General features: G+C 61.2%; 13 protein-coding genes and 3 pseudogenes. 8 read left to right on the forward strand and 8 right to left on the reverse strand.

Annotated features, from left to right (window positions below; translation table 11 throughout):
* Positions 1–536: 536 nt before the first annotated feature.
* Positions 537–764 (reverse strand): hypothetical protein, encoded by a 228-nt coding sequence (locus AC24R4_RS10995; RefSeq protein WP_487523097.1) that lies wholly within the window; start codon positions 762–764, stop codon positions 537–539.
* 589 nt (positions 765–1353) lie between these two features.
* Positions 1354–1620 carry a hypothetical protein gene (locus AC24R4_RS11000; RefSeq protein WP_487523098.1) on the reverse strand — a complete coding sequence of 89 codons (267 nt, stop codon included), beginning with the start codon at positions 1618–1620 and terminating at the stop codon, positions 1354–1356.
* On the opposite strand from AC24R4_RS11000, the gene AC24R4_RS11005 reads away from it, so the two are divergent.
* Positions 1613–1942 carry a hypothetical protein gene (locus tag AC24R4_RS11005; RefSeq protein WP_487523099.1) on the forward strand — a complete coding sequence of 110 codons (330 nt, stop codon included), beginning with the start codon at positions 1613–1615 and terminating at the stop codon, positions 1940–1942. The two genes, AC24R4_RS11000 and AC24R4_RS11005, sit on opposite strands and share 8 nt — an antisense overlap.
* A 330-nt stretch (positions 1943–2272) precedes the next feature.
* Here the strand turns inward: AC24R4_RS11005 and AC24R4_RS11010 are convergent.
* Positions 2273–3288: pseudogene (locus AC24R4_RS11010) on the reverse strand (IS110 family RNA-guided transposase).
* A gap of 138 nt (positions 3289–3426) precedes the next feature.
* On the opposite strand from AC24R4_RS11010, the pseudogene AC24R4_RS11015 reads away from it, so the two are divergent.
* From AC24R4_RS11015 to AC24R4_RS11035, 5 genes and pseudogenes are all read left to right on the forward strand, one after another.
* A pseudogene (locus AC24R4_RS11015) lies at positions 3427–3579 on the forward strand (helix-turn-helix domain-containing protein); the annotation flags it as partial.
* Between the two features lie 158 nt (positions 3580–3737).
* A complete protein-coding gene (locus AC24R4_RS11020; protein WP_487523100.1) occupies positions 3738–5108 on the forward strand; it encodes an LLM class flavin-dependent oxidoreductase in 1371 nt (456 codons plus the stop codon).
* Between the two features lie 24 nt (positions 5109–5132).
* Entirely contained in the window at positions 5133–6242 is a 1110-nt protein-coding gene (locus tag AC24R4_RS11025) for an LLM class flavin-dependent oxidoreductase (protein ID WP_487523101.1), read from the forward strand.
* Between the two features lie 153 nt (positions 6243–6395).
* Complete coding sequence (locus AC24R4_RS11030; protein WP_487523102.1) at positions 6396–7394, forward strand: Bug family tripartite tricarboxylate transporter substrate binding protein; 999 nt, start codon at positions 6396–6398, stop codon at positions 7392–7394.
* 12 nt (positions 7395–7406) lie between these two features.
* Positions 7407–8687 (forward strand): LLM class flavin-dependent oxidoreductase, encoded by a 1281-nt coding sequence (locus AC24R4_RS11035; protein ID WP_487523103.1) that lies wholly within the window; start codon positions 7407–7409, stop codon positions 8685–8687.
* Positions 8688–8861: 174 nt separating this feature from the next.
* Here AC24R4_RS11035 and AC24R4_RS11040 read toward each other — a convergent pair.
* The 3 genes and pseudogenes from AC24R4_RS11040 to AC24R4_RS11050 all read right to left on the reverse strand — a co-directional run.
* A pseudogene (locus tag AC24R4_RS11040) lies at positions 8862–9035 on the reverse strand (TolC family protein); the annotation flags it as partial.
* A complete protein-coding gene (locus tag AC24R4_RS11045) occupies positions 9017–9316 on the reverse strand; it encodes a hypothetical protein (RefSeq protein WP_487523994.1) in 300 nt (99 codons plus the stop codon). The pseudogene AC24R4_RS11040 and the gene AC24R4_RS11045, both read right to left, overlap by 19 nt.
* Before the next feature lie 940 nt (positions 9317–10256).
* Positions 10257–10577 carry an IS66 family transposase zinc-finger binding domain-containing protein gene (locus AC24R4_RS11050; RefSeq protein WP_487523104.1) on the reverse strand — a complete coding sequence of 107 codons (321 nt, stop codon included), beginning with the start codon at positions 10575–10577 and terminating at the stop codon, positions 10257–10259.
* 61 nt (positions 10578–10638) lie between these two features.
* On the opposite strand from AC24R4_RS11050, the gene AC24R4_RS11055 reads away from it, so the two are divergent.
* Together AC24R4_RS11055 and AC24R4_RS11060 are read left to right on the forward strand one after the other, a co-directional pair.
* A complete protein-coding gene (locus AC24R4_RS11055) occupies positions 10639–11118 on the forward strand; it encodes a helix-turn-helix transcriptional regulator (RefSeq protein WP_487523105.1) in 480 nt (159 codons plus the stop codon).
* Positions 11115–12314, forward strand: coding sequence for a type II toxin-antitoxin system HipA family toxin (locus AC24R4_RS11060; RefSeq protein ID WP_487523106.1), 1200 nt, complete (start codon positions 11115–11117; stop codon positions 12312–12314). Before AC24R4_RS11055 ends, AC24R4_RS11060 begins: the two co-directional genes overlap by 4 nt.
* Before the next feature lie 189 nt (positions 12315–12503).
* Here AC24R4_RS11060 and AC24R4_RS11065 read toward each other — a convergent pair whose 3' ends face one another.
* Both AC24R4_RS11065 and AC24R4_RS11070 read right to left on the reverse strand, forming a co-directional pair.
* Positions 12504–12779 carry a hypothetical protein gene (locus AC24R4_RS11065; RefSeq protein WP_487523107.1) on the reverse strand — a complete coding sequence of 92 codons (276 nt, stop codon included), beginning with the start codon at positions 12777–12779 and terminating at the stop codon, positions 12504–12506.
* Between the two features lie 309 nt (positions 12780–13088).
* A complete protein-coding gene (locus AC24R4_RS11070) occupies positions 13089–13904 on the reverse strand; it encodes a MetQ/NlpA family ABC transporter substrate-binding protein (RefSeq protein ID WP_084004136.1) in 816 nt (271 codons plus the stop codon).
* Positions 13905–14406: the final 502 nt, after the last annotated feature.

Here is a 14406-nt window from a genome sequence, read left to right on the forward strand (position 1 = left end):
CCATGGTGAGCATTGCGTTACCCTTGGACTGGCGCCACAGACGGCGCCAGATCCAACTTTACGCCGCTCCATTGTTGAGCGGCGTTTTCTTTTGGCCGCCACCGGTAGTTGAGCAAAAAAACACCCGCCCCTGGGGAGTGGCGGGTGCGAAAGGCGCCGAAACCCCGCGGACAGGCGGGCCGGCGTCCGGCAAATCTAACCCGTCATTCGGCTGAGAAATGTGAGTAAAACCACAGTGCCTTACACTTCCGGGCGGGCTCCGGGCAAAAAAAAGCCACAGCCGGGGTGGCCGTGGCGCATGAATGCAAAGGGCCGATTGCTCGGCCCCTGAAGGTTGCCATAACGCGCTGTGTAGCGCATCGCCCAAACGGGTGGCGTGGGCCTGATGCACAGCACTTGCCCTAATCCCGGGAGCCCGCAACCTTGGATATTCTCAACGCGACGCCTATTGAACCCCAGCGTCGTCGTAGAGCTTGTGCCCGCCGCCACCCTAGCGGCGGGTTTTTCTCGCGCCCCCCGTTCTCCGCCGTCGCGGCCTACGCAGTGATGGCATCCACCAGGGCGCGAAGCCGTTCCTTGTCGCCTGCGCGCTGATAGGCGCTCGTCAGGCTGTCCCAGAAGAAGTAGACGCCGAAGGCGCGCATCGCAATGTCGCGGCGACCTTCATAGTCCAGCGTCGGCACGGCCATCATGCCAAAGAACCGGATTTCCTTTTCCGCGGCGGCCGTCAGTTCGGCGTAGCTCCACTGTCTCTCGCTAGTCATACCCCGCCTCCCTGCTGCCCTCTTTGGGACAGCGCCCGCTCATTTTGCACCCTGCTTTGGGGGGATACTGCCACCGCTCGCCCTGCCGATAACTTTGCAGTGCGAACATTGACCCGTTCTGCAACACCCCGTGTGCCCGCTTCTGTCAAGGAGCGGGCATTTTTTTCGTCAGTGTGTGCCGCCCCTGAACGTCGATCCCGCGAGCCGGTGCGGCGGGGCGTCAGCGGGGGCAATGTTGGCCATCCGTCAATCATACCCTCGTGCCTCGCGTGTTCGCTGCCATCGGCCAGTAGTCGGGTCACCAGGTTGAACCGGACGGCGGGGCACAAACTAAAGTCCCGTATGCAGGAAAACGTCACGGCGGTGCGTCCCTCCGCGACTTCGAAAAGGAAGGGATACCTCAGGCAGTAAGGGTCTTCCCAGAGGGGGGCAGCCCTGCCATGACGCGCCGGGCCTGACAATACGCCGGCGTGGGGTCCTGCGCCTGGACCGCCTGCATTTGGCGCGGCAAAATCGGCCGGTTCGGAACGCGGGGGGCTCAAAACGCGGCTGGGAGCCACTTAGGGCGCCTCTAGGAACGATGTGCCATTCATCGTGAGTCCTCCGTCAGGCTGTTGCCCAGCACCCGTTGCACGGTGCCCGCCTCCTCGCTGTCGTCGTCGGCCAGCACCAGCGCGACGGGGGTGGCTGCCTCGCCCCAGCCCGGGACCACATCGACGCCGCGGATGGGGCCGGTATGGTCTCCCATCAGGGCATGGGCCGGCAGCTTGCCATGGCCCTGGTTCGCGACCGACTGCAAGGCAAAGATCAGCTCATCGACCGTCAGGCCGACCGGCTCCAGAATTTTCGTGGTCATCTTGTTCGCCTTCTCCGAGAAACTGCATGTGGTGACCGTTCATCTCCACGTCATCGACGGCGAGCACCGCCTGAAAGGTATGCAGACGGTGCCCAGTGCCGTCGTCAGTCGTGACGTAGGTAAAGATTACACGACTGCCGCGGTCTGCCAAGGTATGGCGCAGCCGCCGCAGGCCGGGCGCGTGGACCGCAGTGCCGGCTGCATAAATCGCACTGCGACGGCGACGGCCTCGCTCGGGTCCTGGTGGCGCACGGATACGATGATGGCCGCCTGCAGAGTGGCAAAGACCTGGCGAGCAGCGGCGGAGGCCTCACGCATTTGACGTAATGACAAGATATCTGGCTCGCGCGGTGTAGGGGCCAAATCAGAATGTCCGCACCCCCCTTAGGCCAAATAGAAATCTATGGTCAGCCCGATCTTTGCAAGGTTGGCATCGATGATCTGTGGCTTGCCTAAATCTATCCGGAGTCTGCTTGGGGATTGCTCCCCGCTCCACGATGGAAGTCGCGCCTGGTAGTCCTAAAAATGTCCGCAGCTTGTGGCAGCTATACAATTTGTCAGGGTGTCCACCAGGCCACTGGGCCGTTAGGTCATCAAAGTCAACGTCGCAAAACCAGAACTAACAAATAATCCCTTGCGCGGTCAGCCACCTTCAAGTGGCCACGGTCACCGGGATTTGGTAATCACTGCGGTGGTACAGCAACGCCCACGCTATCCTTGCAAGCTTATTGGCCAAGGCACACGCGACGACGTTTGGATGGCGCCGTACGAGCATCTTACGAAGCCAATCCCCAAGCCCATCCATTCGTCGGTGAAGACGTACAGAGCGGGCGCATTGAATCAGCAGGCAACGCATGCTCTTGTCGCCTCGCTTACTGATACCCAGCAGAACTGGACGGCCGCCAGTACTGTACTGCCGTGGCACTAGCCCGATCGACGCGGCAAAGTCACGACCGGAGCGAAAATGCTTGGCATCCCCGAGTTCAGCAGCCAGCAAGCTGGCGGTAATGGTTCCAATGCCCGGGATGGCAAGCAGACGCTGAGCGTTATCGTCTTCCTTAAGCTGCTGCGAGAGTTCAGCCTCCACCTGCTTGGCCTGGTCGTCAAGGTACTTGAAATGGGCGTGTAAGCGCTCCAGCACCTGCACCAGCCTGGGAGGCAGCATGTGATCGCTAACGTGGTCGGCAGCAACTCAATAACACGCATACCGATGCGTAGGCTGATGCCAAACTCGAGCAGAATTCCGTGAATACGATTGACAGTCGCCGTGCGTTCTCGAACCAGGCCTTCCCTGACGCGATGCAGCGCAGCGAGCGTTTGCTGGGTTTCGGTCTTTGGGGTAACGAAACGCATGGCGGGCCGAGCCGCTGCCTCGCAAATGGCCTCCGCGTCCACGAAATCGTTCTTGTTGCCCTTCACAAACGGCTTGACGTACTGTGGCGCGATCAATTTGGCTTCGTGCCCAAATGCCTGCAGTTCTCTCGCAAGGCAGTGAGAGCCTGCGCAGGCCTCCATCACCAGCGTGCAGCGCGGAAAATTGCTCATCAACAAGAGCAACTGCTTGCGCGTTACCTTCTTGCGCCAGAGTTCATGCCCGCTGCGATCCTGTGCATGCAGGTGAAAGATATGCTTGCCGAGATCAATGCCGATCAACGTGACTTCACTCATGGCAGCCTCCTCCGGAAAGTGACGCCTCCAGCCTAGGCGATGCATCGGGGGACCGGGCTGACCATTTCATTATGTCGTACCCCCTTGCCAGGACTGGCATGCTGGTGGCTTTCCGTCTATCCGAGACCGGAGGCCGCGATGCGCGAGCCCGAGACCATCACGATGACGATGCGAGAACTCGATCGACTCAAGGTGATTCAGGTCGTGGTCGACCACGGCCTGACGGTCTGGCGCGCGGCCGAGGAACTCGGTTTGTCGCGGCGTCAGGTGGAACGTCTGGTGCTGCGCTATCACGCATATGCAATGCAGATCGCCGCTCCTGCGCCTGCGGTTTATATCCGAATATCCGTCAAAGGCTGACAGTGGTATCGAAATGCGGTATTCGAGCTTAGTCATGCGACCGAGATTGGTTACGCTGAGAGACTCTTTCGTGCCAGACCTCTCCAGACATGTCGCAACGTACCGGTCAATTGAGCCTGGGGGCCTTCCTGTACCCCTCGGGCCATCACATCGCCGCGTGGCGGTATCCCCAGGCGCAGGCCGATGGTGGCACGGATCTTCGCTTCTATGCAGACCTTGCCCGTGCAGCGGAAGCCGCCAAGTTCGATCTCGTCTTCCTGGCCGACGGCGTCGGCACGCGCGGGGACAACGTCGAATTCCTGAGCCGGGTGGCCCACAACTATCAGGCGCAGTTCGAACCCATCACGTTGCTGTCGGCGCTGTCGGTCGTGACCGACAGCATCGGCCTGGTGGCGACAGCGTCGACGTCGTTCAACGAGCCGTATCACGTCGCCCGAAAGTTCGCGTCGCTCGACCACTTGTCCGGCGGCCGCGCCGGCTGGAACGTGGTCACCACGGGCAACGATCACGAAGCCCGCAACTTCAACCGTGACGACAACCTGCTGCACGCCGATCGCTACGCGCGCGCCACGGAATTCGTAAACGTCGTGGCAGGGCTATGGGATAGCTGGGAAGACGACGCCTTCGTGCGCGACAAGGCCGCCGGCATCTACTTCGAACGCGACAAGCGCCACGTCTTGCACCACAAGGGCGAGCATTTCCAGGTGCGGGGGCCGCTCAATGTTTCGCGGCCGCCACAGGGACACCCTGTCGTCGTCCAGGCCGGATCGTCGGAAGCCGGCAAGGAACTGGCCGCGCGCTGCGGTGAGGTCGTGTTCACCGCCCAGCAGACGCTGGACGAGGCCGTGGCGTTCTATGCCGACCTCAAGTCGCGGTTGGCCCGTCACGGCCGGACGCCCGACGATCTGAAGATCATGCCGGGCGTGTTCCCGGTGGTCGCGGATTCGGAAGCCGAAGCACAGGAGAAATTTGAACAACTGCAGGCGCTGATCGATCCCGTGGTGGGATTGACGCTGGTGTCGAACCTGACCGGCGGCTTTGACCTGTCCTCATATCCGCTCGACGGCCCGATTCCGGATCTGCCCGAAACCAACGGCACCAAAAGCCGCCAGCGGCTGGTGGTGGACCTCGCGCGCCGCGAAAACCTCACCATCCGCCAGCTATACCAGCGGGTGGCCGGTGCGCGCGGTCACTGGCAACTGGTGGGCACCGCCGCGCAAATCGCCGACCAGCTCGAGGAGCGGTTCCGACGATATGGCGCGGACGGATACAACATCATGGCGCCGTTTCTGCCGGGCGGCCTGCATGACTTCATCCGCCTGGTGCTGCCTGAACTGCGCCGGCGGGGCCTGTTCCGCACCGAGTACACGGGCACCACGCTGCGCGATCACCTTGGGCTGAAGCGGCCGCCACATCCGGCGACCCTAGCTCCGAAGGTGCCGCGAACGGCCTCGATCTGACGCCATTCTCACCGGAGACGCACAATGCCTGTAGAACTGTATGGGACGCTCTACCCGCGTCTGTTTTCAGAAGTCATCCCGGCGGAAGGGCCAGCCTTCGATATCGCTCACATCGAGCAGCGCGCCCGCGAGCATGAAGCGGCGGATTTCGACGGGGTACTGCTGCCGCACAACTCCGGTTGGGCCGACAACTTCCTGACGACCGCCCGGGCGGCAGGCGTCACCAAGCGGTTGAAGTTCCTGCTGGCACATCGGCCCGGCTTCCTCTCGCCCACCCTGGCGGCTCGCAAACTCGCCACACTGGATCATTACACGGGCGGGCGCCTGCTGATCCATATGATCACAGGCGGGCGTAACGCCGAACAGCGCCGCGATGGTGACTATCTCGAGCATGACGACCGCTATGCCCGCACGGACGAATACCTCGAAATCCTTCACAACGTCTGGACCCGCCGTGAACCGTTCAGCCACGAAGGCACGCATTACCGCTTTGAGAATGCCTTCTCGGAACTCAAGCCCTTGCAGGCAGCCATCCCCATCTCGTTCGGTGGCGCATCGGAACCTGCCATCGCCGTTGCGGCCCGACGCGCCGATATTTTCGCGCTGTGGGGCGAGTCACTCGACGGCGCCAGGGAGCTGACAGCATCCGTGCGCGATGCGGCGCGGCCGCTCGGGCGCAGTCCCCGGTTCAGCATCTCCATCCGGGTGATTCTCGGGGCGACGGAGCATGAAGCGTGGCAACGCGCGCGCGAGATCGAGCAAGCGACCCGGGATGTCGGACTATGGAGCCCGGCTTCCCGTGTGTTTGGCGGCCATACGCCGTCCGCCAGTGCGGAGAACGAAGGCTCGCGCCGCCTGCTGCGACAGGCCGCGCAGGGCGACGTGCTCGATAAGCGGCTGTTCATGGGCGTGGCAAAGGCCACCAACGCCCCCGGCAACACCACCGCGATCGTCGGCACGGCCACACAGGTGGCGGAATCGCTTCTGGAGTACTACCGCGCAGGCATCAGCGGCTTCTTGTTTCGGGGATTCGATCCGCGTACCGATGCTATCGAGTTCGGCCGTGCGCTGATTCCGTTGCTGCGCGACGGTGCACGGCAGATCGACGCACAGCAGCACCACCACGCGGCCTGACATCGTTCCGAGCCACCGGCCGCTTATCACCAGAGCGGCTAACGACATGACAAATCGGCAGTTCCGGGCCAAGGCGTATCCACCTACGATGACCGGTCTGCTTCACGCATTCACTCCGGCTTCCAAACCTTCCTGCGTCCCCTCCCGATCGTCATGCGTTTCCCCGCCTGCCCCACCGCCCTGCGCGTCGCGCTATCCGTACTGGCGATACCCACCGTACTCCATGTCGCCACTGCTAGCGCGGCGGCCCAACAACCGTTTCCGTCGAAACCGATCAACTACGTGGTGCCCTATACGCCCGGCGGCACCAATGACAACGTCGCGCGGATCATCGCCAAGCGGCTGAACGAAAAGGCCGGGCAACCGGTGGTGATCGAATACAAGGCCGGCGCAGGCGGCACGCTCGGTGCGGGGTACGTGGCGTCGTCGCCGGCCGATGGCTATACGCTGCTCAATACGTCAATCGGCAACCTCGCCATCGCGCCGCAGCTGATGACCGTGAAGTTCGATCCGTTCCACGATCTCGTGCCGGTAGCCTACATCGGCAACTCGCTGGCAACGGTGGCGATCAACCCTTCACTGCCGATCCGCACGCTGCCGGAGCTGATTGCCTACGCGCGCGCCAACCCGGGCAAGATCACGTTCGCCAGCTCGGGGAACGGCACGCCGGGGCACCTGGCCGGGGAATTGCTCAAGCGGCTGGCCAATATCGACATTCGCCACGTGCCATACAAAGGCAGTGCCCCCGCCGTGGCCGACGTGGTGGCGGGACACGTGGACATGGTGTTCGATCCGCTCAGCACGCAGTTCATCAAGCAAGGCAAGCTGCGGGCGCTGGCGTATTTTGGCGGCGCACGTTCGCCGGATCTTCCTAACGTGCCGAGCATCCGCGACGCCGGCGTCACGGGCTGGGAAGACTCGCTGGCCGGGGCTTTCTTTATCACGGCGCCACGCAATGTGCCACCGGAGGTGCTGGCGAAACTGCGCCAGTGGATCGGCGAGATCCTGGCCGAGCCTGACACAGTGGCAGCCCTGAGCCGCGTGCAGGTGGACGTGCAGACGCTGACACCCGAGCAGACGGCGCAGCGTATCCGCCAGGTGCACGAGATTGCCGCGCGTGTCGTCAAGGACAGCACCGCCCAGGGCAACTGAGCCGACGCGATCATGAAACTTGGATTGTTCCTGCTCGCAGCGGGCCACAATGCCGCCGGCTGGCGCTACCCGGGCGCCGAATCCGGCACCGAGAACATCGATCTCGTCGTGCGTATGACGCAGGCCGCCGAGCGGGCCAGGTTCGACATGGTGTTCTTCGGCGACCGGCTGCTGACTTCCGCCGACGCTCACCCGTCGATGATTACGCGCCCCGACCCGTTGGCCATGCTTGCCGCGCTGTCGATGGTGACCAACCGCGTCGGGCTGGCAGCCACCGCGTCGACCACGTACAGCGAGCCATTCAACCTGGCAAGAACGCTGGCCACTGTCGACAAGCTGTCGCGCGGCCGCGCCGCCTGGAACATCGTCACCACGTTCGCGGACGGTTCGGTGAACTTCAGCCGCAGCCGTCATCCCGATCACGCGGAACGCTATGCCATTGCCGAAGAATTCGTTTCGGTTGTGAAGGGACTCTGGCGTTCTTGGGATCCCAACCCGTACATTCAGGACAAGGAACGCGGCGTCTATATCGACGTCGGCAAGATGCACGCGCTGAACCACGAGGGCCGGCACTTTTCCGTCGCCGGTCCGCTCAACGTCACGAACAGCGAGCAGGGCCAGCCCGTGCTGATCCAGGCCGGCTCCTCGGGCCCCGGCCAGGCATTGGCCGCGCGCCATGCCGAAGTCGTCTTCACCGCACAGCAGGACATCGCGTCCGCCATCGAGTTCGCCACTGGCCTGCGCAGGCAGGTGGCCGCAGCGGGACGCGATCCGCGGCACTGCCTGATCATGCCGGGCCTGATGCCGATCATCGGTCGCACCGAGGCCGAGGCACACGAAAAGCTGGCCCAACTGCAATCGTTCACCGACCAGTCCAATGCCTTGGCCATCCTGTCCGAGCAACTGGCGATCGATGTGTCCGGCTTCGCGCTCGATGCGCCGTTGCCACCCTTGTCCACCGATGTGGTCGTGCATAGTCGCAGTGCACTGCTGATCAGGCTGGCGCGCGAGCGCGGGCTGACGCTGCGTCAGCTCTATCACCTTGTGGCGAGTGCGCGAGGGCACCAGATCGTGGTCGGCACGGCCGTCCAGGTGGCCGACCACATGATCGAATGGGTACGTGCCGGCGCTGCCGATGGCTTCAATATCATGCCCGCCAACTTTCCGGGCGGCCTCGACGACTTCGCCCGCGAAGTGGTGCCGATCCTGCAAGAGCGCGGCGTGTTTCGGCGCGACTATGAAGGGTACACATTGCGGGATCACCTGGGACTGCCGCCGCCGCTGCCGAGATAACGCGGCTCACGAGCGTTCTGACCAGCTGACCATGGCCCAGCCGGTGGGCGTCCAGCGCCATCGAAACGATCGGCCCGGACGGGGGTGCCGGAAACTCGATTCACCAGGGAACGTCGACCATACATCGCCTCGCGCTATCGTACGGTACGTTGCGCTGCGGGCATGCCGCCTGGCTCATTGCCTACGATTTCGCACCTTCCGCCTCGGCGGCCTGCCATCCCCACCCAGCGTCTTGAAGGCAGCAATGGCCGCACGGGCCGATTGCGCTTCCGCTCGCGCGTTTGCGTCGGACGTCTTCAGCAGGTTCTCGTCGGCCAGCGGGACTTCGATCAGGCGGACCACACCCTGGGGATCAGGTACACCTGAATGCCTCCATTCCGATTCGACAGAAAGGCAATGTTCCGCCCGTCCGGCGACCGACGGGGCGAATAGTCCTGCTTCTCCCGCAGCCTGCCATGCTCGGCGGTATATAGCCAGATGGCAGATCGATACGTATCGTCTTTTGATGCAGCGGTTTCTATCGCGCAGGCTATCGTCGCATCGATCGGAGAAGCATCGATATCGCGAATCCGCTCGTATTGCAGGAGATCGTCGAGAAGAAATGCATCCCCCCATGGCTCTCTCCTCATTCGCGGCGCCGAGAGTGGGCCGAACAGGTTTCAAGTACATGCGCTCCTTCATTGCATCGCCCATGCCCGGCAATCCCGTTCGACGAGCAGCGCGGTGGATGACCCGAAACACTTCGCGACCCGTGCCTTGACGGACCGGAGATTCAATGCCTTCTGGGAAATGCAGTCCTCATTTTCAAGAACCCAAGCTGCTATACCGCCGACGATCATCCAGTAAGCCCAAAGGGCAGCTGTTTCTGCCGACTGCAAATTCAGGGGGCAACGACTCTGTACCACATCTTTGTATCGAGAGGAAAACAGGTCTTCGCTCTTCGGGCGCGCTAAGAACCAATGGCGGCCGCGCCTCAATAAGACCGGAAGATGTCCTTTGGGCTGAGGACCGTGCCAGCGCGAGACTCACCAGTCCGTTGGAAGTGCGTGCGAGATGCGCCAAACGCTCTAGGCCTTGAGAAATCGATGCGACTCTGGTCCCGGCTTGATTGCGTTTAGTCAGCGCGGCACGCAATGACGGATTAAGGTCGTGTCACGAAGGAGCTCGGCAGACGGTTTCCCGGCATACCGTTCGTCAGAATCTATTAGTTAAGGAACAACCGAATGCCCCTTCTAGCTTCGGCCACGGCCCTACGTCTCAGACCCGCCAGAAGCGGTCGGTAAACCTCGCCATCCAATCCGAATAGCCGGGGGTGTCGTTCGCTCCAGCTTTACGACCGGTTTCCGGTCGAGAGAGTGCCATGCAGCTTACTGCACTTATCAAGTTGTGCTCCGCAGGGGCCACCCGGCACGCTGAGCAATGTCGAGCAGCCGTCGACCCAGTCACCCAGCGTCGATTCAGGAAGGTCCATCCCCTTACGTTTTCAGCGAACGCGCTAACGGTACAGGGCCTGATGATCGCGGAACTTTGAGACCAGTACGTTGGCAAGCGAGTCCAGGCTAGGGATGGCTAGGTCGATGGGACAGCTAGGCGGCGGGAACCTGCACGATGATTACATCCCGTGCAGGCGAGCTTCACGCGCCGATGTCGGATGATACGTAGCCGTGCCCGGACCGGTTCCAGTGGTTCGGACTTGCCTTCGGCGAGGATTTCGGAGGCGCCGCGACATGCGCAGCACGTGGTCTCCGCCGGTGTGTGAATCAAGTCCTCGCGTTCCACGTATCCAGGTAGCGGCTGCTTCCGCCGTTGCCATGGGCAGTGCGGGCGCGAGGCATTGTACCTATCGCCTCGAAGCGCGAGCCTAGTCTGGATGTCAAAAAAAATTGACATAGAATTTGATGTCAATTATTGTTGACATCACATCTGAGGAATCCGCCCGGTAAGGGGCCAAATGGACCATCGACGACAGCTGCATGATAAAGCGGACGAAATGCGGCGCAAGATCGGGGAAGTCTTGCGCTCCGAGCGCGAGCGACAAGGTAGCAAGCAATCCGACATCGCCCAGAAAGTGGGCGTGTCTCGGGCAACCGTCATTGCAATCGAGAGCGGTCAAAGCGTCTCGACGTCGAATCTGCTCCTGGTGGCGGCTGCGGTCGGCGTGAACCTTACCCCTCAACCAGACCCGGCGATCGTCACGCCACCACGTCGCCCCATGCTCAGGGAAATGATGCGAGCGGAGCGGGAGCGCCAGGCAATGCTCCAGGCGAAATTACCCAGCCGGCAGCGCGTGGGATCGGCGTCCTTTACCGCCCCAGTTTCCTACCCGGAAAGCAACATAAGGCGTCGCCCCACGCTCAGGGAAATGATGCGAGCGGAGCGGGAGCGTCAAGCAATGCTCCAGACGAATCTCTTGAACAAAGTATCTCAATGAGTAGCGAACTCGAGGTTTTCGTTTCGAACTATCCTGTCGGCTTGCTCAGTGAAGACATCGAGACAGGCCTGATTGATTTTCGTTACCTTCCGGATGTCCCGGATCAAATGGCAGTCTCGCTACTGATGCCGCCCAGCGCGCCAGCAGAAGAGTATCTTGGATACAACGGGGTGCCCCCACCCTTTCAGATATCCCTGCCCGAAGGCATCGTGCTGGAAGCCATTAGAACCCGCTTCGCCAAGCATATCGACGTTGATAACGATATGTCGCTGCTCCGTCTTGTCGGTCGTCACACTATCGGCCGCAATACCTTCGGCGGCCCGCTCGACTCGGACGCCACGCTTCAACAAAAAATTTTGGATGCCGCCAGAACAGAGGGTGCGGCACAGCGGCTGACCGAAATTCTGAAGACATCTCCGGAGATGTTTGGCGTGTCTGGCGTCATGCCAAAGATGTCGACATTTCAGACGGAAAATACTCGCCCCGGGACTGTCGCCGCGCACGGCTCCATCGTTAAATTCGACTCGCCCCATTATGTGGGCGCGAGTTTGGTTGAGTATGCATGCTTGAAAGCATGCTCGGCAGCGGGACTAGACGTTCCGGCGATTGAATTAAGCCCGGATCGCACGTCGCTGACGACGAGCCGATTTGATATCGCCCCTGACGGATCACGTCGCGGATTCGAAGATGCATGTGCGCTGTCGGGCTTGTTTCGTAGTGGGAAATATAACGGATCGATTGAACACCTGTTTGAGATGATCCGCTTCTTCGTGCATCCAGACGACCAGGCGACAGATTACGTGGCCATGCTGAAACTGGTCATGATGAACGACGCACTACGCAACGGCGATGCACATATGAAAAACTTTGGTTTGGTCTATGACGATGTCATGCGCCCGCGGCTCTCCCCCGTTTACGACGTACTGACCACCAAGGTATGGTTTTCGCAAGACGTGCCCGCGCTGGCGATGCAAAAGACCGACCCGAGGGGTACGGAAAAATGGCTGGATCAGCTTGAGCTGGAGCGCCTCGCCTCTCTCAGTCATTGCCACAATGTTGACGTCGTTCAAATGCAAGCACAGTGTCGCGAGATCGCATTGCAGAGCATGACGGCAACCTTGGATGAGTGCCCAAAATGCCCACCGCGCAAAGCACTTGAGCACGCCTTGAAGATCATCGAGGGGGCCAGCCTGTGACATCATCTGCTAAATCATAGTGGAATCATAATGGTTTAAGTGACAGTGTTGCGTCCACTCCTAGCTCAATAAAAGCGTCACTTCGGCTCGAAGTCCGCACTGAATCTGACACTTTGCGTCACCGCAGGCCCTCGCCGGGATTTCAGCAGATTTATCAACAAGAGTGCAGTTTCGTCAAAAGATACGGGACTACACCGCTGATACCCGGTAGCGACAGGGCCGCGCATTTATCGGCAAAATGGTCGCGTGCATGCCGCTATCAATGGTCGCTCTGGGGCGATACGTCATGCAATAGCCGGCCAAACTCCGCCATTTCTTTTTGGTCAACGCGCGTCTGTTATGCAGACATGAACCGGCGCTGACTCGACGTTCGAAGGCTTCCTTCTGCAACGCCAGTGCCTTGTCGTCGGTGAATCGGCACGATCCGCCCAGGGTCGCTATATCGACTTTTCCGAACAGCCTCAAGGGCGTCTCCTGTCGAATGATTCGGCGAAAAGACAGACCCGAGCATCAGAATGGAGCTCTGGGGCGGTGGTCTGTGAGCATCATCCTACCCATCGAGATCGTGCGCCAGTACATCGAGCAAGAGAAAACGCCGCACTAGCTTCTGCAAAGGACGCCTGCGGCGCTATCCCTCCCCGCCCTGAAGGGCGTTGTTGCGCTATCCGATCAATCACGCCGGCACGACCCAATAGGCACGCACGATGCCGGCGTCTGCAGAGGGTGAGCGTCAGCGATCCGTCACGCTGGGAACATGCCCCATGCCGCAGTCATTCAAAACGCCGGCAAAATCGATCCGTTGAACTGCTTCGCCAGGAAATCGCGCACTTCCTGAGACTGGTATGCGGCGACCAGGTCCTTGACCCATGGCTTGTTGCGGTCCTGTTCGCGCACGGCAATCAGGTTAGCATAAGGCCCCTTCAAATCCTCGATGGCAATCGCGTCGCGTGTGGGCTGCAGTCCGGCCTTGACCGCGTAATCGGTATTGATCGATGCGGCAGAAAGATCATCCAGCGAGCGCGGCAGTATTGCCGAATCGAGTTCGACGATCTTGAGCTTTTTCGGGTTGGACGCGATGTCCAGCGGCGTAGCGTTCCTGCCATTCTCTCCGGCACCCGGCTTCAGCTTCAGCACGCCTTGCGCCTGCAACAGGCGCAGCGCGCGGTTTCCATTTGATGGGTCGTTCTGGATGCCGATTTTTGCCCCTTCGCTCAAGTCCTTGAGCGACTTGACCTTGCGCGAATAGAAGCCCATCGGAGCCACATACGTCAGTCCGACATTGACGATCTTGTAGTGACGAGCCTGGATCTGGCTGTCGAGGAACGGTTGGTGCTGAAAGCCGTTGGCGTCGAGGTCGCCGGCATCGAGGGCGGCATTTGGCTGGGCGTAGTCGTTGAATTCTACGATCTTGATATCGAGGCCCTTTCGCTTGGCCACGGTCTTGACTACTTCCCAGATCTGGGCGTCCGGTCCGCTCATGGTGCCGAGGCGGATGGTCTGGTCGGCGGCAACGGCCGAGCCGCCCGCGGCGGAGCCAGCCACGGCGATCGCGGCGGCCGAAATGAGTTGGATGAGTTTGCGGCGTTGCATAAGAGTCTGTCTTGAAGTTGGCGTTCGTAAGGTGGAGCGTTCACTGCGTCGGGCCATTGTATGGAGACGTAGCTACACAACGAAGCTGCAAATCGTCATGCGGATATGCGCGGACCGCATATGGTCAGCCAAGCCGATCTAGATCGCTTGCAGAAGATCCAAGAGTTCTCGAATGCGTGGAATAGTCCTTCGCTGCTCAGCGCGCTGTCTGCGGCGCCGATAACCCCGGCCGGAAAAATCGTCTTTGCAGAGAGCTAGGTTCCTGGAGCGAGGGGCACCCGCGTCGCGCCTTGGCGGACTGCGCCAACCGCTCCGCCCGAAGCGCCCGCTCACGGGGATTTTCTCCGCGCCTATCTCGCGATGCGCATTTCCACCGAGGGCTCGTCGCAGGCTGCAGCCGCAGCATGGCTAGGCACCTCCACCAGGCAACCTACTGTCGTTGTCCCGCGCGACGACGTAGTAAAACCGACGTCCATTCCACTGCAACGACGAGGCAACATAA

The sequence above is a fragment of the Cupriavidus sp. CER-90 genome (assembly GCF_057652055.1).